Source organism: Enterobacter cloacae complex sp. P1B, assembly GCF_014982345.1.
Lineage (GTDB): Bacteria > Pseudomonadota > Gammaproteobacteria > Enterobacterales > Enterobacteriaceae > Enterobacter > Enterobacter bugandensis.
In genome coordinates, this window is the sequence record NZ_JADCLF010000013.1 from 357,725 (window position 1) to 379,343 (window position 21,619).

The following is a 21,619-nucleotide window of genomic DNA, read 5'->3' on the forward strand; positions in this document are numbered from 1 at the left end:
AAGATAAGTGTAGAACGCCGAATAAAAGTGTCCAGCGTCGTTTTTATTAATATGAAGTGGTGATTAATTTGGATTTAATTCTGCTTAATATGTTTCATCTGCCGGTGATAAATTGCAGTTACTATTCCTTTAGACTATCTACTTTATTTAGACCTTAATTTTCGTTTTCAGGCAAAGGACACCCTATGAGCCATGTTGCGCCGTCAATTGCGCAAGAAGATGATGCTAAATCAATAACATGGAGGTATTCCGTTGCAGGTGCCCGTGACCTGAGAATTGACTTTATGCGCGGCATTGCCCTCGTCATGATGGTCGTGGCGCATACGGAGGTGATGTCGATATTTAATATATTCTCCTGGGAGCGTTTTGGGTTAACAACAGGTGCAGAAGGCTTTGTCATTCTCTCCGGGTTTATGCTGGGAATGCTGAATCGCGCGCGTCTGCAAAAAGTGGTTTTGCTTACGGTTTCCTGGGGGCTTTATCTCAGGGCATGGAAAATATATCGCGTAAATATCATTATCATAGTGTCGTTTATTCTGCTGGCCTATATCCCACATATTAACGTTTTCGAGGTCACCCATTTTACCGACCGATTTTCAGGTCAAAGCTGGTCGCTTTATCCTGTGACGCCGCAAATTAAAGAGACCTGGTTCAACATTATTCTCTATTTGCAGATCGGCCCCCACCAGACGCAAATTCTCGGACTGTATATCTTTTTGCTGCTACTCAGCCCGCTATTTTTAGGGATGCTGCAGAAAGGAAAAGTCTGGTGGCTGTTAGGGCTGTCGCTGCTGGTGTACAGCCTGTGGCAGCGGTGGCCGCTTCGGCTGACGCCGTCGGAATTCGAATTTGCCTTCCCGCTGCTCGCCTGGCAGTTCATCTTTGTGCTGGGCATGGCCAGCGGCTGGTATAAAGCCGAACTGCTCTCGTTCGCCCGGACGCCCCCGGGCAAAGGGGTGGTGGTGGCGCTGGTCATGGTGTCACTGGTGCTGGGATTTGTTGCCCAGAACCATACCAACCCGTTTATGCCGCCCGCGCTGCTGATGCACGTCATCCCGCCTGACAGCTTCAATTCGTTTTATCACACCTGGGCGGCGAAGAATGGGCTGGGCCCGGTGCGGGTATTGAACGATATCGCCCTGATGGTCACCGTCTACCTGGTGCTGACGTATTGCTGGACGCCGCTCAACCGCCTGCTGGGATGGTTCCTCATCCCGCTAGGGCAGCACTCGCTCTATACCTTTATTTTGCATGTTTACGTGGTGCTGCTGGTGAGTCAGTTCATTACCTTCGATTTATGGCGTCACGCCTGGATAGAGAACACGTTAGTGCATGCGGCGGCACTGGGTATTTTGTGGCTGATGGCAAAATACGACGTCGGCGCACGCTGGATACCTAACTAAGGATGGCGGTTATGCGCGAAAAATGGCTTCTGGCGGGCGTGCTGCTCGCCGCGATACCCGCCGCGGAGGCGGCGCAAAGCAGTGATAAAGAAACCCTGCGCGATAAGAACGGTGAACCCGTTCAGGCAGGCGTTTTTACCAGCCGTTGGGGGCGCCTGTTCTCGGGTAACGACAAGAAATTCTCAGGTGCGCTTAGCTTTAGCTCGGGACTGAAAGAGCAGTGGATGAGCATTCCTAACAGTTCAGACACCGCCACGGAAAAGAAAAAGATTAACCAGACGCTGAATCTCAGCCTACAGTATTCCCCCTACAGCTTCTGGTTTGCCAACATTACGTCCCGACTGCCGGTCAGAGACACCAGCCGCTACACCGCCGATTTTCGCTACAGCTTCGGTTACGATGACTGGCACGCCAACACCGTGAGTCTGGTTTACAGCAACTACGGCGATAACCATTTCTGGACATCGGGCAGCCGACGACACACCTATTTCGAACAGGGCGCCTTCACGCTGGCCTATAAGTTTTCGCTACCGAAACCGGTTGAAAACACGCTCCTGATTAATAAAGGGGATTCCATCATTTGCCAGGTAGGGTACAGCTGGGTACCGCGCTACTACGACCTCAGCAGCGATGACATCCGCAAAAATAAAAACGTCATGCTCGGCGGCTGCGGCTACACCTTCAAACAACATTTCTTCGTTCGCGCGACGGCATTCTGGTTCCCGGACAGCAGCCAGCAGCAGCCCTGGAATGGCGATTATAGCTACAGCTTCGGTTATGCCGGCTATACGCCGGGTTCGTTCTCCATCCAGTACGCGAACTATGCGGGAACGCGCTATCCGGGGCACGGCAACGGGAATGCAAAATTCAGGGAAGGGACCGTGAGCCTCATCTGGTTCTTACCGCTTTAGGAGGGATGTATGTCGGCGCTGCACGTGTTAATCGTTGAAGATTCGCTGATTTATCGTCGGTTACTCTCCCGAATGCTCACCCAGTGGGGATATATCGTGAGCGAGGCGGAAAACGGTGTCGACGCGCTGGAAATCTTGTCCAGCCAGCCGGTCAGCATGGTGATAAGCGACTGGGAAATGCCGGAAATGGACGGACTGACGCTGTGTCAGACCATCCGCAACCGTCAGTTTGGCCGCTACGTGTATATCATCCTGTTGACGGCCCGCGAGAATGCCGGGGACGTGACGCAGGGGTTTGATGCCGGAGCGGATGATTTTTTGAGTAAGCCCGTTGAGCAGGCTGAACTGCGGGCGCGGCTCCATGCCGGGGTCCGTATTTTGACGCTGGAGGCGACCCTCGCGGCGCACAACAAGCGCCTGAGTGAAGCGTTGCATCAGATTGAAAAAGATCTGGAACTGGCTGCGCGCGTTCAGCACTCGGTGCTGCCTTCACGCCGCTTACGCTATGGCGACTACTTCTCCGACTGGCTTTTCCTGCCGTCAGCCTGGGTTTCGGGCGATGTGTTCAATATTTTCCCTCTGGATTCACATCTGGGATTCTATTGCGTTGATGTCTCGGGTCACGGCGTGGGGGCCGCGATGATGTCCCTCGCGGTGGCTCGCCAGTTTTTACATGGCCGGGTGGTGGATCGCTTTCTGTTTACCGAAGAGGGGGGGATTCAGTCACCTGCGGAGGTTGTCAGGATGTTGAACAGCCGCTTTTGCAGTGAAGAGAGCGACATCACCAGTTTTTTCACGCTCATTTACGGCGTGATCGATCCAGAGACTGGCGAAGGGTGGCTGTGCCAGGCCGGGCATCCTACTCCCTTCATTGTGAATGCGGACAGCGCCGTCACGTCCGTGGGCGATGGCGGACCGCCGGTCGGGCTAATCCCGGATCTGAGCTGGGAAGACGTCGCGTTTACCCTCCATCCAGGGGATCGCTTATGCTTATTCAGTGACGGTATTACCGAGTGTGAGAACGTCAGCGGCGAGCAGTTTGGCCCGCAACGTCTCGAACGCTGGCTTCATGAGCATGCCCGGCTCCCCGTTGACCAGCTCCTGCCGCGGTTCGGTGACCACCTGACCGGCTGGCGCAATGCAAACCGTGATGAACCGATCGCCTTAACTGATGACGTGTCACTGCTCGTGATTGAGCGTCAGGGAGAACAGAATGATAATTAACACCGAACGATTACCGCATGCCAACATTCTCACGCCCGCGGTCCGACGGCTGGACGCCTCCGTTGCTGCGACGTTTAAAGCGTCCGTGACGGAGGAAATCGGCAGCGATCGTAAAGCCTTAATCGTCGACTTTAGCAAAGTGGATTTCATCGACAGCAGCGGGCTGGGGATGCTGGTGTCGTTGTTTAAGCTGATGAACGGAAAAGGCGACATGGCGCTGTGCTCTCTGAACCCCGGGATCATGAACATGTTCACCCTGACCCGAATGGATCGTATCTTCCGTATCTATCCGGATAAACATAGCGCGCTTGCACAGCTGGGGCAGTAGATGCAGAGGCCAGAGCATGCTGAATTTCCGGCGGCGATCGCGTCCCTGACGCCGCTGTCCGACTGGCTGAGAGACAGGCTGAGCGCGCTTCCCGTCGATGACGAGTGGCGTTTCGCCTTCGATCTCGCCGTTTGTGAAGTGGCAACGAATATCATCCGCTACGCGCTTCATGAGGATAATTCGAGCGTCTTTAGCGTACAGTTCGCCATCCGCGGCAATGACGTCTGCCTTGTTTTTACCGACGCGGGTGACGCGTTCCCGCAGGAGCGTCTTGAGATCGCCCGGCGAGACCGTTTCTGCGAAATGTCGCCGCTGCTGGAGAGCGGCAGGGGGCTGATGCTCATATTGCTGAGCGTCGATCGTTTCACTGTAGAACGCGTGGCGGGTGAAAATATCGCCACGCTTGAAAAGAAAATACGCGTATGACCTGCGGGCCATACGCACGTGATTTTATTTCTTATCGGCAAACAGCTCCGGCGCCCACGGACGTGGATCCACTTCCATAAACGGCGCGCGCTCGAAGCGGTCCTTCAGCGCCCACGGCACCGTGCAGTCGAAAATCGTCTTGCAGGAAATGCCGTTGCCGCGAATCGAGGTGCTGTAATCCGGCGACTGGGACGGATCCAGCTGGTGGCCGCGGATCCCCGGAATATTGGTGATGCTCACATCGCCCTGCATGCGCGTCGTCATCGCCCACAGGATGTCGTCGCTGTCGAAAATATCCACATCTTCGTCGACAAGAATAATGTTTTTCAGCTCCGAATAGGTGGCTAAGGCGATGAGCGCCGCCTGGCCCTGGCGTCCTTCGTCTGACGGCTGGCGTTTTTTCACCTGCAATATGCCGAGGAACTTACCGCCGCCCGCGGTATGGGCATAGACGTTTTGTAGGAAGCCCGGAATTGCCTCTTCAACGGCATTACGGATGCTGGCCTCGGTCGGCAGTCCGGCCAGCGTGGTATGTTCTTCCCCCGGTCCCACCAGCGTCTGCAGGATCGCGTGGTTGCGCATGGTCACGGCTTTCACTTTGATCACCGGCAGGGAGGGATTCGCCTCACCGCAGTAGCCCGGGAACTCCGGCATCGCGTGGCCAGTGTTGGTATGCTGATCCTCTCTTACGCGCACGCCCGGAAGCAGTTCGCCTTCAATGATGATTTCCGCCCGTGCGATGGCTTTCTCTTTGACCGCCACGCCCTGCACCAGCTCGACCGGCTGCTGGCGCAGCGCCCCGGAGACGCCCAGCTCGTTGTAGCCAAACGGCGTGGTAGGGGCCTCAAAGCATGCGCCGATATAGATGGCGGGGTCGAGACCCATGTTGATCGTCACCGGCAGCGGTTTTCCGGCATCCTCCGCTTTTTTACGGAAGACTTCGATATGTCGCCCGGCGGCAAGGAACATGGAAAGCTCGTCGCGCTCCTGCACGCAGAGGCGGTGAATGGTGACATCCGTCAGCGAGCTGTCTTCCGGATCGCTTGCCAGCACCAGCCCCAGGCAGAAAAACGGACCGGCATCAATTGGCGTATTGGTCGGTGCCGGAAGCAATTTGCGAAGATCGAAGTCAGGATCGTCAGCGTAGAAAACCTGCTCCTGACACGGCGCCTGCGAGGCCGGGACGACGACGGGGGCTATCGGCTTTTTCACCGCATGGCCAACGTGTTTTGCCAGTTCAGACGGTTCGCAACCTAACAGCAGCGCCGCGCGCTCGCGGCTGGCGTGCATGCCCACCAGAATGCGGGAGCCCGGATAGCCCTTAACGCTGTTGAACATCATGGCCGGACCCGTGCGGGTCGGACGTTTGACCGTGCCGCCTGCGCCGATATGGCGATAGACACCCGCAAGTTCCGCGTTGGGATCGACCGGATGATCGGTTTCAATATACTGTCCTTCGTGGCGCTGCAGTAAGGCGATGGCGCTGCGGAGATCGTTGACTTGGTTTTCCATATTTTCCTCCCTCGGTTGAATACCTCCATTTTTATGGCAAAGACCAATAGCATCAATTTCATCATTTCTGTTAAATTGATAAGTAAATATATATCAATACAGGGAGACGTCTCGTGCAGTTTCGTCAGATGCGCCACTTCATTGTCGTGGCCGAAGAGCTCCACATGCACCGGGCCGCCGAGCGTCTGAACATCGCCCAACCGGCGCTGAGCCAGCAGATAAAGGCGCTGGAAGAACGTTTAGGCGTCACGCTTTTCAGCCGGGCGAACCGCCGCTTAACCCTGACGCCCGCGGGCGAAGCGTTTCTGGTCAAAGCCCGGCTTGCCATCTCGTTGACCGAGCAGGCGGTGCTGGATGCCAGACAAACGGCACGGGGCGAGCAGGGGGCGTTAAACCTGGGGTGCGTGTCGAGTGCGATGTTTGACGGCAGGCTGCCCGCCGCGCTGCGCCAGATGCACAGCCGCTGGCCGGCCATTACCATGTCCCTGATGACGGGAAATGTGCAGACGCTCTACGCCGCCGTGCAGAGCAACCAGCTGGACGTGGCCATCATCCGCGCGCCGCTGCCGTCTCTGCCTGACGATCTGCAAAGCCGGCCGTTCACCTCGGAGAAAACGGTGCTGGCGCTCTCTCGTCAGCATCCGCTCGCCGGATCGTCCGCGCTGACGCTTTCGTCGGTGAAAGACGAAAAATGGATCTCGCTGCGCGATCCGGAGGGAATGGGGCTGGAGCAGTACTTCTATGACACCTGCAGCGGGGCGGGCTTTCAGCCGGACGTGGTGCAAAATGCGACCGACGTGCCCACGGTGATAAGCCTTGTCTCGGCCGGATTTGGCCTGGCGCTGCTGCCCGCGTCGGCAAAGGCAGTGAGCGTTGAGAATGTCGTCTACGTGGACATCCTCGACCGGCTGCGGGAGAGCGAACTCACCCTGGTTTGCCACCGGATTATTCGTTCAGAAGTGCTTAAAAAGTTTCTGGTCACGCTCGATCACACCTGACGTCCGGCAGCCCGCAGCAGCTGCCCGCGCAGCCAGGCGTTCGCCGGATCCTGGCTGTTTTTCGGGTGCCAGTACATGTTGATGGTAATCGGCTGGAGCGGCAGCGGCGGTGGGAAAATATCCAGTATGCTGGCAAACTGCTTCAGCATCCGTTCCGGCAGGGTACATACCAGGTCGGTACCGGCAACCAGCGCAGGCGCCATAGCGTAGCTCTGGGTGGACATGGCAACGTGTCGCTGATAGCCCAGCCCGGCGAGGGTTTGGTCGACAAATCCGGTAAAGGGATCTCCCGCCGACGACACCACCAGATGGGAAAGCGCGCAGTAGCTTTCCAAATCTAACGGACCTGTTCCACGCGGATGAGCTTTGCGCTGGGCGGTGGCAAACGCGTCGTCGAGAAGTTTGCGCCTCACCCATCCGTCATGGGCGCCCGCGCTCACGCCGATGTAGATATCCACATCACCGTTTTCCAGCTGCTGCGGCAGGTCTACCATCTCCGGCAGGGCGAAGCGAAGGCGGATGCCGGGGGCATCGGTACTCACCTGGTTAAGCAGCGCGGTGCCGAGCATCAGCGCCGGGTTTTCATGCAGCGCGATAACAAATGTCCGGCTGCTGGTTTGCGCCTCAAACGCGGTGGGGGCGAACATCGCGCGGATGCCGCGTAGCACGCTTTCAACCTGTGGCCTCAACGCCTCCGCTCTCGGTGTGGGTAATACCCCACGTCCATGTGGGGAGGGAATAAACAGCGGTTCGCCAAACAGCGTGCGCAGACGCGCCAGTCGGGCAGAGAGCGCGGGCTGGCTGATGCCCAGCCGCGTGGCCGCATGAGTAATGTTCCTGTCCTGAAGCAGGGCGTCCAGCGCCAGGAGCAGGTCTATGTCCATGTCAGATATACGCGACATCACTCTACTTCACGCCGCTGGCGTCCCGGTTGGTATAGGTGACAGGGACCCAGGCATAGCCGCCTTTCTCACCTTTCGTCACATAGCCGATGCCCGGGAAAGGCAGATGGGGCGCGGCAATAAGGTCTTTATTTTTCACAAAGTCAGCGAACGCATGCTCGCGTACGCTTGCCGCTTTGTTCTCATCTTCATCGTAGGTGATGGTCACCGCAGGCTGCGGGAACTGGACCGCCGCTGCGTGAATGATGTCGCCGACAAAGGTGATCTTCTCGCCTTTACTTGTCAGCGTGTAGAAGGCTGAACCCGGCGTGTGTCCGGGATGAACCTTGCCGGTCAGCCCCGGAAGAATCTCCGATGTGCCGCTAAACGGCACCACTTTACCCGCGTCAAGATAGGGTTTTAAGGTCTTCTGTGCGACATCGAAATAGTTCTTGCCGTAGCCGGTTTTCTTCTGATTGTCGTCGTTAAAGAAAAAGTCGACGTCCGGTTTGCCAACGAAAACGCGCGCGTTGCTGAACACCACCTTGCCGTCTTTCACCAGTCCGCCCGCGTGGTCGGAATGGGCGTGGGTCAGCAAGACTTCAGTAATGTCCTCGGGTTTGATTCCCTGGGTGGCGAGGCTCTCAATCAGACGTCCGCCGTTGCCGGGGCCAAAGAGCTGGCCGGAACCGGTATCCACCAGGATTTTGTGTCCGGGCATCGCAATCAGGAAGGCGTTGATGGACACTTCCGCCGGGTTGGTCTGAAACTTTTTCGCGAGCAGTGCATCAATGTTTTGCGGCGTTGTCCGGCGCAGTAGCTTATGCAGATCCTGCGCAACGGTCCCGTCCGTAAACGACGTTACCAGAACGTCACCGACCTGCACGCTGTAACCGCCCGCCGGTTGTTTAACGACGTGCTGCGGCGTTTCTGCCGAGGCCTGCAGCGCAGGGTAGAACAGCAATGAACTGGAAATCAGCGTGGAAATAGCAAGTTTTTTCACGGTAAGCATACGAGTCTCCTTTGAAAGTGCTCATCTTACTGCTCCGTAAAATTATAAGAACCTGCTCAGAAATGATAGGACCTATAAACGAGATAAATACCACAGCGCAACAGCCGGGTGGTGGTGAAGCCTTTCCCGGCCCGTAAAGCGTTATTTTTTCAGCGGTGCGTTCCAGCTATCCAGTGTGGCCCTGGACCAGGCACCATAAGCGGCATTTGGGAGCACAATCCAGTCGTTGCCGAAGTGTTCGCCGCTGGCATCAACCAGCTCACGCTGCTGCTCGCTCGGTTTTTTGTTTTTGAACTGTACGGCGAAGTCCGGCAGGCTGTCGCCGAACAGCATCACGATCTGCTGCTTTTTGAGGATGCTCTGACGGCGCTCTTCCTTGCTGACCGTATCCAGCAGCACGCTTTCGTCAGATACCTGCGGCAGGCCGAGAGCGTTTAACGTCTTCAGCGTGTCGGCTTTGTTTTCCTGCATACGGTCCGAAACATAATAGATGCGGACCTTGCTTTGATTCACATGGTCAAGAAACGCCTTCGCTCCCGGAATTAAGCCGGGTTTTCCCTGTTTTTCCCAGTCGCTCCAGGTATCCCATTTCGTATAGTCGTGACACTGCGCCATGTCGCGCACCAGCAGAGGGGTGTTATCCAGCACCGTTTCATCCAGGTCCATCACCACGGCGTAATTTTCAGGTGTTTTCAGATCTTTTAATTTTTCGTTGAAACGCTCGGTGGCAAACCGATACGTCTGCAGCTGAAGGGCCAGAATCTCTGCCGATTTCTGCTGATAGCGCAGCGCCATTTCGTACGCTTTGGGTTCACACAGCTCGCGCTCAGCGGCCGTCGCCGCTGCACTCAAAACGGGTAAGGCCAGCAGTAATGCCTTAGCCATTGAATTCACACTTCTTTCCTCAACACCGTGGTTAAAATCCCGAAAGCGTAATGAAGTTCAATGACAGAAATATGAAGGCAGCGGCGCTACACCAGCATGTAATACCAGAACAGGGCGACCTCGTCTTTTTCCGGTAAGGCGTTGTAGAGATACCGATCGTACCCGCCCAGGGTGAACCCGTAGTTACGGTAAAACAGACAGGCAGAGACGTTCACATTTTGTGTTTCAAGCCGTAATCCCGGCGCGTTTACGCTGCGGGCCCACACGTGCGCGGCAGCCATTAATTTTTGCGCGGCGCCGGTTCTGCGTCTGGTGCGATCAACGGCAATATAATCCACTGAAATAAATTTATTCCAGCCGATTGACGCGGTAATAAATCCGGCTAATTCACCGTCATCGGTTTCCGCAACAAGAAATATGGCGTCCGGATTAACGCAATGGTTTTCAAGGGTTTGGATGTCGAGTTCGTAGGTTTTTATCCAGGGCTCGGCGACGGCTTCGATATGCAAATCACAATGGATAAAGGGCTCTCGCGCAATGTGGCTAATGGTGAAAGAAAAGTCACAACATTCAAGACGGACGAGGTCCGTATTTAATCCTTTTCGAATCTGCATAGTATTCCCGATAGTGAGTTATTTCATAAAGAATAGACGACGCGGTTAAATCCGCTGAGCTCACGCACTTGAGATCCTGAACTAAGCTTGTACTTCGTTCCGCGTAAAATGTGGGTCATTCGAGGACAATGAATGGAATTCAGGACATTTCAAAAGCAGTGGGGTGCTGAGTTTATTTCCGATGACGTGGTACGTTTTCGCGTCTGGGCAGAAGGACAGAAAGAACTTACGCTACGTCTGGCCGCCACCGACGTGCCGATGACGGCGGTGGGGCACGGCTGGTTCCAGGCAGACGTTTCTGGCGTCACGCACGGTGCAGAGTATCAGTTTGTCCTGCAGGACGGCATGACGGTACCCGACCCGGCATCGCGCGCGCAAAAGGGCGACGTTAACGGGCCATCGGTTGTTATCAATCCCCGACGCTATCAGCCGGTTAACCGGGACTGGGCAGGGCGGCCGTGGGAAGAGACGGTCATTTACGAGCTGCACGTCGGCACCTTTACCCCGGAGGGCACCTTCCGGGCGGCCATCGACAAGCTGCCCTATCTGGCGGAGCTCGGTATCACCCAGCTTGAAGTGATGCCCGTTTCCCAGTTTGGAGGAACCCGCGGCTGGGGCTACGACGGCGTGCTGCTGTATGCCCCGCACGTGGCCTACGGCACGCCGGAGGAGTTTCACGCGTTTATCGACGCCGCGCACGGGCTCGGGCTTTCCGTGGTGCTGGATATCGTGCTCAACCACTTCGGCCCGGAGGGGAATTATCTCCCTCTGCTGTCGCCCGCGTTTTTTGATGCGGATCGAATGACGCCGTGGGGCAACGGCATCGCTTACGAGCGCGAGCCGGTGAGGCAGTACATCACCGACGCACCGCTCTACTGGCTGACGGAGTACCGTCTGGACGGCCTGCGCTTTGATGCCATCGACCAGATTAAAGACAGCTCCGGGACGCACATTCTGGAAGAGATTGCCGCGAAGATCCGCGAGGCGATCCCGCACCGTCACGTTCACCTGACCACGGAAGACAGCCGCAACGTGATTTTCCTGCATCCGCGCGATGAACAGGGCAACACGCCGCTGTTCACCGCCGAGTGGAATGATGACTTCCACAATGCTGCCCACGTGTTTGCCACCGGCGAAACGCACGCCTACTACCAGGATTTTGCGTGTGAGCCGGAGAAAAAGTTCGCCCGTGCGCTGGCGGAAGGGTTTGTCTACCAGGGCGAGATTTCGCTGCAAACCGGGGAATCTCGCGGGGTGGAGTGCCGTACCCAGCCGCCGCAGTTCTTCGTCGATTTCATTCAAAACCACGATCAGACCGGGAATCGGGCCCAGGGGGAGCGGCTCATCACCCTCGCGGGGGCCGACAGGACGCGGGTGCTGCTTGCCGCGCTGCTGCTTTCTCCCCATATCCCGCTGCTGTTTATGGGCGAGGAGTATGGTGAAACTCACCCGTTCCTGTTCTTCACCGATTTTCACGGCGACCTGGCAAAAGCGGTGCGGGAAGGGCGCGCGAAAGAGTTTACCGGCCACGCCGGGCACGATGAAGCCGTCCCGGATCCGAACGACGTTAACACCTTCGTTCGCTCAAAGCTCGACTGGCATAAGATTGCTACCGACGAAGGGAAAACGTGGCTGCGCTTCACCCGCCACCTGCTGACGTTGCGCCATCGCTATATCGTTCCGCTTCTGCATCAGGGCGGCATCGTTGAGGGCAAGGCGATCGAGACCGCGCCCGGCATGGTGGCGGTGAGCTGGCGCTTCCCGTCCGGGACGCTCTCTCTGGCGCTCAATATTGGCCCTAAGCCTGTCGACGTGCCCGCGCTCGCAGGGGAGACGCGCTTCGCCTGGCCGGAGGTAAACGACGTTTTGCCGCCGAACAGTATTGTCGTTCGCTTTGCTGATGGAGACGCATCGTTATGATCCCTTCCGCCACGTACCGTATTCAGTTCCGCAACGGCATGACGTTTGACCGCGCTGTCGAGCTGGTGCCGTATCTGAAAGACCTCGGCATCAGCCACCTCTACGCCTCGCCCGTGTTTACCGCCACAACGGGTTCCACCCACGGCTATGACGTGACCAACCCGAATGAAATTGACCCCGCGATTGGCGGTCGGGCAGGGTTTGACCGCATGGCCGCGGCGCTCAGGCAGGCTGGCATGGGGCTGATTCTGGATATTGTCCCGAACCATATGTCCACCTCGCTGGAAAACGCCTGGTGGCGGGACGTGATTGAATATGGCCAGCAGAGCCGCTATTTCCGCTATTTCGATATCGACGCGTCGCGCCCGCTTACGCTGCCGTTTCTCGGAGACACCTTTGAGGCGGAGCTGGAGAAGGGTGCCATTACGTTAAAACGTGACCCTGTCACGAATAAAGCCTCTCTGGTCTATTACGACACGGCGTACCCGCTTAATCCGGGCACGTACAGCGAGGATAAAAGCATCACCGAACTTCATGAGGCGCAGAGCTGGCGGCTGATGTCCTGGCGGGAAGCGCCGAAGCAGCTCTCGTGGCGGCGCTTCTTCGAGATCACCGGTCTTGTAGGCGTACGGGTTGAAGACGAGGCGGTCTTCTACGATACGCACCGTCTCATTCTTGAGCTGGTTCACGCGGGCGTGGTTGACGGCCTGCGCATTGACCATATTGACGGCCTGGCCGATCCGCTGGGTTATTTGCAGAAGCTGCGGCAGGCAGCCGGACCTGACTGTTACATCACGGTCGAAAAAATTCTCGCGAAGGGAGAGCAGCTCCCCACCGACTGGCCGGTTTCCGGCACCACCGGCTACGAGTTTATCGCCTCGCTGGCGGAGGTGCTGGTCGACGACGATAACCTCTCGCGCCTGGAGACAATCCACGACGAGACGCTGGGCATCACGGTCGATCGCCACGCCGAACTGCGCGATGCCAAGGGTCTGATGACCGATCGTAATTTTGAGGGCGAGTTCACCACGCTGCTAAACCTTGCGGACGATCTGGCCCGCCGCAATGACGTTGCGCTGCCGCGCGAGGAGATCCGCCACGCGCTGCGCGAGTTGCTTATCGCTTTTCCGGTGTACCGCACCTACGGCACTCGCGAGGGACTAACCCCGCCTGACGTGGCGCTGCTTAACCGCGTAGTCGCCAGCGTGGAGACGTCGGAAGCGGCGCTCAGCCTGATTGTGCGCATTCTTACCGGCGATCTGCCGGAAGATTGCCGCGACTGCGCCGCGCTTTTCAGAACCCGCTTCCAGCAGCTGACCGGGCCGCTGATGGCGAAGTCGGTGGAAGATACGCTGTTTTTCCGTCTTAACCTTGAGCTTGCGCTCAATGAAGTGGGCGCTGACCCGACGCCGCGCGCGTTCTCGTTATCCCGCTTTCACCAGGAGATGCGCATTCGTCTCGCCCGTCAGCCCGACGCGCTGCTGGGCACCTCCACGCACGATACCAAGCGCGGAGAAGACGCCCGGGCGCGGCTCTACACCCTGACGGAGGCGCCGGAACGCTGGGGAGAAAATCTCGCCCGCTGGCGGCAGATGAACCAGACCCAGGTGCGTTTTCTCAACGACGGCACCGCGCCGAACGCCGCCGATACCTGGATGATCTATCAGGCGCTGGCGGGCGTCTGGCCCGCCACGCTGTCGCCTGACGATGCCGAAGGGCTTGCATCGCTGGAGACGCGTTTCCTCGGCTTCCTTGAGAAAGCGCTTCGCGAGGCGAAGCAGCGCACCGACTGGATCGACAGCAACGAGAGCTATGAGAGCGTGGTGCTGAGCTATGCGCGGCATCTGCTTTCCCCGGATAACGCCCCGTTCCTGCACGATTTCAGCGAGGCGATGCAGCCCTTTATCCGCGCCGGGCTGATGAACAGCCTCAGCCAGACGGTCATCAAGCTGACGGCGCCCGGCGTGCCGGATATCTATCAGGGCAGCGAGGCGCTCAACTTTAGCCTCGTCGACCCGGATAACCGGCGGGAGCCGGACTTCAACGCGCTGGTGCAAAACCTCAGCGCGGCGGATGCTTCAGTGTTTGAACACCCGGCGTGCTGGCGGGACGGCAGGGTAAAGCAGTTTGTCACCGCCACGCTGCTGCGGCTTCGACCGCATTACGACGCGCTTTTCCGCTACGGCGACTGGCTGCCGCTCAAGGTTTCCGGTGAGCGCGAGGAGAACCTGATTGTCTATGCGCGCGTTAAAGACGAGGAGGCGCTGATCGTTGCCGTGCCGCGTCTGGTTTTTGGCATCACCGATAATCATCAGCTGTGGGGCAATACCACGGTAGCGATACCCGACGAACTGGCCGGGAAGCGCTATCGGGATCTGTTCAGCGGTGAAAGCCGCATTCTGCAAGAGACGCTGGATTTAACGTCAGAAAAGGGATGTGTACTGGTTCTGCTTACCTGCGAATAATCGTGGAGAACGAAAATGGCAAAGGAAACTACGTTTGAAATTCGGGCCGGTCATGGCCAGCAGTTGGGGGCGAATTATGACGGGAAGGGCGTTAACTTCGCGCTGTTCTCCGCGCACGCGGAGCGGGTGGAGCTCTGTCTGTTTGACCCGTCCGGGAAAACAGAAATCGCCCGGCTGGAGCTGCCGGAGTATACCCATGAGGTCTGGCACGGCTATGTGCCTGACCTGAAACCCGGTGCGCTGTACGGCTATCGCGTCTACGGCCCCTACGATCCGGAAAACGGTCACCGCTTTAACCCGCATAAGCTGCTTATTGACCCGTATGCCCGTGAACTGGTGGGCGATATCGACTGGAACGACGCCCATTTCGGCTATGAGCTGGGGCATGACGAACTGGATCTTAGCTTCGATACGCGAGACAGCGCGCCGTTCACGCCGAAATGCAAGGTTATCGACCCGAACGCTTTCGACTGGCAGGACAACAACCGGCCAAACGTGCCCTGGCCGCATACCGTCGTCTATGAGAGCCACGTGAAGGGTTTCACCCAGATGAACCCGGCCATTCCGCCCGAGCTGCGCGGGACGTTCGAGGGGATGGGACACAAAGCCTCGGTCGACTACATCAAAAGCCTCGGCATTACCTCGGTGGAGCTGCTACCCGTTCACTGGTTCCCGGACGACCAGCATCTGCTCGACCGTGGCCTGAAGAACTTCTGGGGCTATAACACGCTCGGCTTTTTTGCTCCGGCGTCGCGCTACTATGGCCCGGCGGGGATCCAGGGATTTCGCGACATGGTGCGCGCCTATCATGACGCGGGCATCGAGGTGATTCTGGACGTGGTCTACAACCACACGGCGGAAGGTAACGAGCTGGGGCCAACGCTTTCATTCAAGGGCATTGATAACTACAGCTACTACCGCACGCTGCCGGACCAGCACCGGTATTACATTAACGACACCGGGACGGGGAACACGGTGAATACCTCGCACCCGCGCGTGCTGCAGATGGTGATGGATTCCTTGCGCTACTGGGCCGAATCTATGCACATTGACGGTTTTCGTTTCGACCTGGGGACGATTCTGGGCCGCGAGCCTGAGGGGTTCGACCCGCGCGGGGGCTTTTTCGACGCCGTTACCCAGGATCCGGTGCTCTCTAAGCTCAAGCTGATTGGCGAGCCCTGGGATATTGGCCCCGGCGGCTATCAGGTCGGTGGCTTCCCGCCAGGCTGGGGAGAGTGGAACGACAAATACCGCGATACCGTGCGCGAGTACTGGAAGGGGGACAACGTCTCGACGGACTTTGCCGCGCGTTTGCTGGGCTCCGGGGATCTGTACGACCTGCGCGGGCGTCGCCCGTGGGCCAGCGTCAACTTTATCACCGCCCATGACGGCTTTACGCTGAATGACCTGGTGTCGTACAACGAGAAGCACAACGCCGACAACGGCGAGGACAATAACGACGGGCATAACGATAACCGGTCGTACAACTATGGCGAAGAAGGGCCGACGGAGAACCCGGACATTATCGCCACCCGCGAACGGCAGAAGCGTAATTTCCTGACCACGCTGCTTTTCTCCCACGGTACGCCGATGCTGCTGGCGGGGGACGAGTTTGGCCGTACGCAGAAGGGCAACAACAACGGCTACTGCCAGGACAGCGAGATCTCATGGATCGACTGGAAGGGGCTGTCCGAAAATGACGCGGCGCTGCGCGAGTTCACCCGCCGGCTCATTGCCCTGCGCGCGCAGCAGCCGCTGCTGCGTCGTGAGAGCTGGCGCGACGGGCTCGAGATCCGCTGGTTCAATGCCGGAGGCGGTCCGCAGCAGGCCGAGCAGTGGGATGAAGGCTCAACGCTCGGGGTCTCCATCAGCAGGCCGGATCTTCAGCAGGAGGACGGCATCTGGCACGACGTGCTGATGCTGTTCAATCCGTTTGAAGGCACCGTGCCGTTCCAGATCCCGCAGTTTGGCGAAGGGGGATGGGTGCTGGAGCTTTCTACGGCGGATGACGCTGCCGCCGGGACAGCGTTCACCGAAACCGTAGAGTACGAACTGGCCGGACGCAGCATTACCCTGTTCAGACGTCCGTAATTCAGAGTGATGCCGCCGCGCGGGCGGCGGTGTCATACAGGGAGGAGATCGCGCGTAGCAGCTGCGCGGTTTCGCCGATGGATTTCCCGGAAATGCCGCTCTCCGCATGAATGGCGATCAGACACGCTTCGCGCACGTCCCGGTACTTCATGCACAACGCTTTCCCTTCCTCCGTGGTGGAGAAAAAGAGCTCTTTACCCGCTTTTTCGCTCGTCACGTAGCCCGCTTTGACCAGCTTTTTCAGGGCATAGGTCACTACATGCGTATCTTCCACGTTGAGAACAAAGCAGATATCGGCCAGCTTTTTCTTGCGGTCGCGGTGGTTCACGTGATGCAGCAGCGAGACGTCAAAAGCGCCCATATCCGGCTCTCCGGCTGCGGCCATGCAGCGCACCATCCACTTGTTAAACGCGTTGCCGGTCATGATCAGCGCGTACTCCAGCTCTGACAGTTCCGCGCAGCGCTCCGACACCAGATGGCGGGAGGAGACGATCCGGCCATCGTTGATATCGTTGCAATCGGGTGAAGCACTCTTTTTCGAGGTCATAACGTTCCTTAGCCAGAAATGTAAACTCGTCGATAAAATAAGAACATTTTATTGATAATTTGTTTACATGTTTTTGAGGTTCAGATATAGCTTTTTAGCGCAGGTTTTGTGAAGCCTGACGAAAAACACAACATCGCTCGCCGCAAATTAAAAAAATAGCCGTCGGCGCGCAACGCTCACTTTCGATAGGGTAAACGTTATGGACGGTACTACGCTGTTGCCGCTGATCGGGATACCGATCGCGGTCATTGGTTTTGCACTGCGCTTCAACCCGCTGCTGGTCGTCGTGGTGGCGGGTCTGGCGACGGGCCTGCTGGTCGGGATGGATTTCGGGATGCTGCTGGAGACCTTTGGCGAGAAGTTCGTCAATAGCCGATCGCTGGCGACCTTCATCCTGATCCTGCCGGTAATTGGTCTGCTGGAATATTACGGGCTTAAAGAGCGCGCCCAGGCCTGGGTGGCGAAGATCGCCAGCGCCACCTCGGCGCGTATTCTGATGCTCTACTTCGTGGCGCGTGAAGGCACCGCCGCGCTGGGGCTGATGTCGCTGGGCGGCCATGCCCAGACGGTACGCCCGCTGCTGGCCCCGATGGCCGAAGGGGCAGCGCTGAACGAATACGGCGAACTGCCGCAGCACATTCGCGACAAAATCAAGGCCCATGCCGCGGCGTGTGACAACATCGCGGTCTTCTTTGGGGAAGATATCTTTATCGCCTTCGGTGCGGTGCTGCTGATTGACGCGTTTCTTAAGGAAAACGGGATCGAAGGGATCGAGCCGCTGCACATCGGCCTGTGGGCCATTCCCACCGCCATTGCGGCATTGATTATTCATATGACGCGCCTGCTGCGCCTGGATGCCAGCATCCGCCGCGACGTCATGGCCTGGCGTGCAGAGCAGGGTACGCAGGGGGCCGCGCAATGATGACGCTTATCACCATTAACCGCGTGTATTACCTGATCGGCTTTGTTGTGATGCTGCTGGTTGTCATGACCCTGCGCGACCGCGCTAATCCGAAGCGTTTTACCACCGCGCTGTTCTGGTTTTTATTCGGCGGTATCTTCCTGTTCGGTGACCTGATGGTTCAGGAGCTGGGCAAATCGCTGGCATACCGGATCGTTGGCGGCTGCGTTATCGCTATCGCGCTGCTGGCGGGTTTTGGCCTGGTCGGGAAAGGCCACTATAAAATGGCCTCCGACGAGGAGCGCATTGCCTCGTCAAACCGCCTTAAAAACTGGCTGTTCCTGCCCGCGCTGATGATCCCGGTGGTGACGGTAATCGGGACGCTGTTCCTGAAGGGGGTGTCAATTGGCGGCGTTTACCTTCTCGACCAGAAACAGCTCACTCTGGCGGCGCTGTGCGTGGCCTGCGTCGCGGCGATCCTCACCGGCTGGTGGCTGACCAAAGGCACGCCGCTGCACGCCATTCGCCAGTCACGTCGTCTTGTCGATACCATCGGCTGGGCGGTGATCCTGCCGCAGATGCTGGCCATGCTCGGCGGCGTGTTCGTGGCGGCCAATACCGGTGATTCGGTGCAGAAGGTGGTGAGCCTGTTCGTGAACCCGGACAGCCGCTTCATGCTGGTGGTCATTTACTGCGTGGGGATGGCGCTGTTTACCATGATCATGGGTAACGCCTTTGCGGCCTTCCCGGTGCTGAGCGCGGGGATCGCCTTACCGTTCCTGATCAACGTGCATCACGGCAACCCGGCGCCGCTGCTGGCGATCGGCATGTACGCGGGCTACTGCGGCACGCTGATGACGCCAATGGCCGCGAACTTCAATATCGTTCCCGCCGCGCTGCTGGAGCTGAAAGACAAATATCAGGTGATCAAGATCCAGATCCCGACCGCGTTAACCCTGCTGGTGGTGAACGTGTTCCTCATGTATTTCCTCGTGTTTCGCTAAGGAGCTGTTATGGAATTGACGCAACATCAGGCTGACGCGTTTGCCCGCATGCCTTTAACCTATTTGCGCCAGGAATACCCGAACCACATCATGCATCTGCTGAATGATGACGGTGACGTTCTGCCGCCTCGCGAGCTACACCCGATTTTCTACGGCTGTTTCGACTGGCACTCGGCGGTGCACGGCTACTGGCTGCTGCTGCGCTGCGTGCGCCTCTATCCTGATCTACCGTGTCGGAATGACATCGTCGCGCTTTTCGACGAGCACCTGACCGACGAGAACGTGGCGAAGGAGCTGGCCTATTTCACCGCGCCGTTCCGCGCCTCGTTTGAGCGGCCGTATGGCTACGGATGGCTGCTGGCGCTGGCCCAGGAGATGAAACAATCGTCGCTGCCGCAGGCCACGGGCTGGTACCAGACGCTGGAGCCGCTAACCCAGGATATTCGCAACCGGCTGGTGGATTACCTCAGCAAGCTCACCTATCCGATCCGCGTCGGAACGCACTACAACACGGCGTTTGCCCTCGCGCTGGGGCTGGACTACGCCCGAGCCGTGGAAGATAGCGCGCTTGAGCAGGCGATTGTGACGGCGGCGGAGCGGTTTTATCTCGCCGACACGCACTACCCGGCCCATTACGAGCCGGGTGGCGATGAGTACATCTCTGGTGCGCTGACGGAAGCGCTGCTGATGAGCAAGGTCGCAGAGAATTTCCCGGCCTGGTTTGACGCGTTTCTGCCGGATATCGGCTCCATTGCGGCGCTGATGAACCCGGCGGAAGTGAGCGACCGTACCGACCCGAAAATTGCCCATCTGGATGGGTTAAACCTCAGCCGCGCCTGGTGTATGAAGCATATCGCCAGGGCGCTTCCGGTAAACCACCCGGCCCAGCAGGCCTTGCGTGATGCCGTGGCGAAACACCTGGCGGCAAGCGTCGGGCACGTGGTGGGCAGCCACTACAGCGGCGGGCACTGGCTGGCGAGCTTTGCGCTACTGGCGCTGGAATAAACGAACGAGTCGTCTTTTTTGCCGGGTGGCGGCTATGCCTTACCCGGCCGTTGTCCCGTACAAACGTAGCGCCGCTGGGCGATTCAGGCTGACGCCCGAACCCCAGGGCGCAGCCTGCTCAGGCTAAACAAAACCGATCCTGTTGAGGCGATGACGGCGATCCACAGTGCCAGATGCACGGCCCGATCGTGGTCTGATCCGGTCGTCGCAAGCAGCACCCCCACCGCGGCGGCCCCCAGACATTGCCCGAACGTCCTGACGATAGACAACACCCCTGAGGCATAGCTGGCATATTCCCGCGCCACGTTAGCGAGCATCTCCCGGTTATTGGGGCTCTGGAAGCAGCCAAACCCAATCCCGCAAACCAGACTGCGCAGGCAGATATTCCATGCGGACGGGTTTTCCGGCAACGTCGCCAGCAGGACCAGCCCACCGACAAAAATCATCAGGCCGATAGTCGAGATCAGCGGCGCGGAAAGGGTATCTGCCCAGCGCCCCGCGTGCGGTGCGATCAGCACAATGCCAATTGGCCACGGGGTGAACAGCAGCGCCGAAACCACCGGGCTGAAGCCATACACGCTCTGAAACAGGAACGGCAGCGCGACAAAGGTGATGCCCTGGCTGACAAACGAGGCCAGCGAGGTCAGGGCGGCGAGGGTGAAGCGTCCGTTTCTGAACATAACTGGCGGCAGTATGGGACTGCGCACGCGCCGAATACGCCAGACGAAGGCGATAGCGCTGACCAGCGTGAGAAGCCCCCAGCCTGCGGCTGCCGGGTTAATGCCTTGCGTTATGTGCTGAAGGCTGTCGGCCAGCATGATTGCAGAACCTAACAGCACGGCGGAGAGCGCGGCGCCCGGCGCATCAAAGGGGGAGCGGTCAACGTCCGACTGGCGCGGCAACGCCTGCCATGCCAGCAACAGGGCAATACTGCCCGGAACAAGGTTAATGGCGAACAGCCACTGCCAGCTCAGCGCGTCCAGTATCGTCCCGCCCAGCACGGGGGCAATTGCCGTGCTGGCGGCGATAAGCAGGGCGTGCAGCCCCAGAATGCGCCCAAGCAGTCGCCCCGGAAAAACGGAACGCAGGATCGCCGGGGCGATACTCAGGGTAGCCGCGCCGCCGATGCCCTGCAGAATACGCATCCCGATCAGCATGTCGGGCGTTTTCGCCAGCGCGCAGCCGAGCGAGGTGAGCGTAAAGGTGGCAAGCCCGGCAAGAAAAACCGGTCGAAAGCCCACGCGCGCCGCCAGCGCCGCGAAGATGGCCAGCGTCATTGCCGCCGATAGTAGATAACCGTTGGCAAACCACACCGCAACGTTCGCGGGGACCTGCATCGCCCTTGCCATGGAGGGCAGCGCGATGTTGATCATGGTGCCGTCAAAGACGCCCATCAGCGTGGTGGTCATGACGGCGGCCATCACCCGGGCGCGTTCATGACCGGGTAAGCCTTCATCGCCGGGCTGGTTTGAAAAGAGCGTCATCGTCGTTA

Annotated in this window: 19 protein-coding genes; 12 read left to right on the top strand and 7 right to left on the bottom strand. The window is 58.4% G+C overall.

What is annotated here, in order from left to right; genetic code table 11:
- Positions 1-185 precede the first annotated feature (185 nt).
- Genes opgC through INF77_RS14570 form a run of 5 tightly spaced genes read left to right on the top strand, consistent with a single transcriptional unit; the run spans position 186 to position 4,292 of the window.
- On the top strand, positions 186-1,403 hold the full coding sequence (gene opgC / locus INF77_RS14550) for an OpgC domain-containing protein (protein WP_193356872.1): 1,218 nt from the start codon (positions 186-188) through the stop codon (positions 1,401-1,403).
- Between the two features lie 11 nt (positions 1,404-1,414).
- Entirely contained in the window at positions 1,415-2,314 is a 900-nt protein-coding gene (locus INF77_RS14555; protein ID WP_028013196.1) for a hypothetical protein, read from the top strand.
- Positions 2,315-2,323: 9 nt separating this feature from the next.
- Positions 2,324-3,538, top strand: a complete 1,215-nt coding sequence (locus INF77_RS14560; RefSeq protein WP_193531894.1) for a PP2C family protein-serine/threonine phosphatase — start codon at positions 2,324-2,326, stop codon at positions 3,536-3,538.
- Positions 3,528-3,866 (top strand): STAS domain-containing protein, encoded by a 339-nt coding sequence (locus INF77_RS14565; RefSeq protein ID WP_028013194.1) that lies wholly within the window; start codon positions 3,528-3,530, stop codon positions 3,864-3,866. Before INF77_RS14560 ends, INF77_RS14565 begins: the two co-directional genes overlap by 11 nt.
- Positions 3,867-4,292 carry an ATP-binding protein gene (locus INF77_RS14570; RefSeq protein WP_045630438.1) on the top strand — a complete coding sequence of 142 codons (426 nt, stop codon included), beginning with the start codon at positions 3,867-3,869 and terminating at the stop codon, positions 4,290-4,292. It abuts the gene before it with no gap.
- Positions 4,293-4,316: 24 nt separating this feature from the next.
- Here the strand turns inward: INF77_RS14570 and INF77_RS14575 are convergent, their stop codons facing one another.
- A complete protein-coding gene (locus tag INF77_RS14575) occupies positions 4,317-5,804 on the bottom strand; it encodes a UbiD family decarboxylase (protein WP_193531893.1) in 1,488 nt (495 codons plus the stop codon).
- 113 nt (positions 5,805-5,917) lie between these two features.
- Between INF77_RS14575 and INF77_RS14580 the strand changes: the two genes are divergently transcribed.
- On the top strand, positions 5,918-6,802 hold the full coding sequence (locus INF77_RS14580; RefSeq protein ID WP_193531892.1) for a LysR substrate-binding domain-containing protein: 885 nt from the start codon (positions 5,918-5,920) through the stop codon (positions 6,800-6,802).
- Here the strand turns inward: INF77_RS14580 and INF77_RS14585 are convergent.
- From INF77_RS14585 to INF77_RS14600, 4 genes are all read right to left on the bottom strand, one after another.
- Positions 6,793-7,704, bottom strand: coding sequence for a LysR family transcriptional regulator (locus INF77_RS14585; protein ID WP_193531891.1), 912 nt, complete (start codon positions 7,702-7,704; stop codon positions 6,793-6,795). The genes INF77_RS14580 and INF77_RS14585 overlap by 10 nt on opposite strands.
- 4 nt (positions 7,705-7,708) lie before the next feature.
- Positions 7,709-8,695 (bottom strand): MBL fold metallo-hydrolase, encoded by a 987-nt coding sequence (locus tag INF77_RS14590; RefSeq protein WP_193531890.1) that lies wholly within the window; start codon positions 8,693-8,695, stop codon positions 7,709-7,711.
- Between the two features lie 141 nt (positions 8,696-8,836).
- A complete protein-coding gene (locus tag INF77_RS14595; RefSeq protein WP_227413904.1) occupies positions 8,837-9,580 on the bottom strand; it encodes a 5'-nucleotidase, lipoprotein e(P4) family in 744 nt (247 codons plus the stop codon).
- An 86-nt stretch (positions 9,581-9,666) separates the two neighbouring features.
- Positions 9,667-10,194 (bottom strand): N-acetyltransferase, encoded by a 528-nt coding sequence (locus tag INF77_RS14600; protein WP_041909946.1) that lies wholly within the window; start codon positions 10,192-10,194, stop codon positions 9,667-9,669.
- Positions 10,195-10,326: 132 nt separating this feature from the next.
- Here INF77_RS14600 and treZ point away from each other — a divergent pair, with 132 nt between their 5' ends.
- The 3 genes from treZ to glgX are packed head-to-tail and all read left to right on the top strand — an operon-like array spanning position 10,327 to position 16,670.
- Positions 10,327-12,114, top strand: coding sequence for a malto-oligosyltrehalose trehalohydrolase (gene treZ / locus INF77_RS14605; protein ID WP_193531888.1), 1,788 nt, complete (start codon positions 10,327-10,329; stop codon positions 12,112-12,114).
- Entirely contained in the window at positions 12,111-14,579 is a 2,469-nt protein-coding gene (treY, locus tag INF77_RS14610) for a malto-oligosyltrehalose synthase (protein ID WP_193531887.1), read from the top strand. The genes treZ and treY overlap by 4 nt, the downstream gene beginning before the upstream one ends.
- A 15-nt stretch (positions 14,580-14,594) precedes the next feature.
- Positions 14,595-16,670 carry a glycogen debranching protein GlgX gene (glgX, locus tag INF77_RS14615; RefSeq protein ID WP_028013184.1) on the top strand — a complete coding sequence of 692 codons (2,076 nt, stop codon included), beginning with the start codon at positions 14,595-14,597 and terminating at the stop codon, positions 16,668-16,670.
- Between the two features lies 1 nt (position 16,671).
- Here the strand turns inward: glgX and INF77_RS14620 are convergent, their stop codons facing one another.
- On the bottom strand, positions 16,672-17,217 hold the full coding sequence (locus INF77_RS14620) for a winged helix DNA-binding protein (protein WP_041909953.1): 546 nt from the start codon (positions 17,215-17,217) through the stop codon (positions 16,672-16,674).
- Between the two features lie 199 nt (positions 17,218-17,416).
- On the opposite strand from INF77_RS14620, the gene INF77_RS14625 reads away from it, so the two are divergent.
- The 3 genes from INF77_RS14625 to INF77_RS14635 are packed head-to-tail and all read left to right on the top strand — an operon-like array spanning position 17,417 to position 20,127.
- Complete coding sequence (locus tag INF77_RS14625; protein WP_193531886.1) at positions 17,417-18,139, top strand: DUF969 domain-containing protein; 723 nt, start codon at positions 17,417-17,419, stop codon at positions 18,137-18,139.
- Positions 18,136-19,122, top strand: a complete 987-nt coding sequence (locus tag INF77_RS14630; RefSeq protein WP_041909955.1) for a DUF979 domain-containing protein — start codon at positions 18,136-18,138, stop codon at positions 19,120-19,122. The genes INF77_RS14625 and INF77_RS14630 overlap by 4 nt, the downstream gene beginning before the upstream one ends.
- Before the next feature lie 9 nt (positions 19,123-19,131).
- Entirely contained in the window at positions 19,132-20,127 is a 996-nt protein-coding gene (locus INF77_RS14635; protein ID WP_193531885.1) for a DUF2891 domain-containing protein, read from the top strand.
- Between the two features lie 83 nt (positions 20,128-20,210).
- Here INF77_RS14635 and INF77_RS14640 read toward each other — a convergent pair whose 3' ends face one another.
- Positions 20,211-21,611 carry an MFS transporter gene (locus tag INF77_RS14640; protein ID WP_193531884.1) on the bottom strand — a complete coding sequence of 467 codons (1,401 nt, stop codon included), beginning with the start codon at positions 21,609-21,611 and terminating at the stop codon, positions 20,211-20,213.
- Between the last annotated feature and the right edge of the window lie 8 nt (positions 21,612-21,619).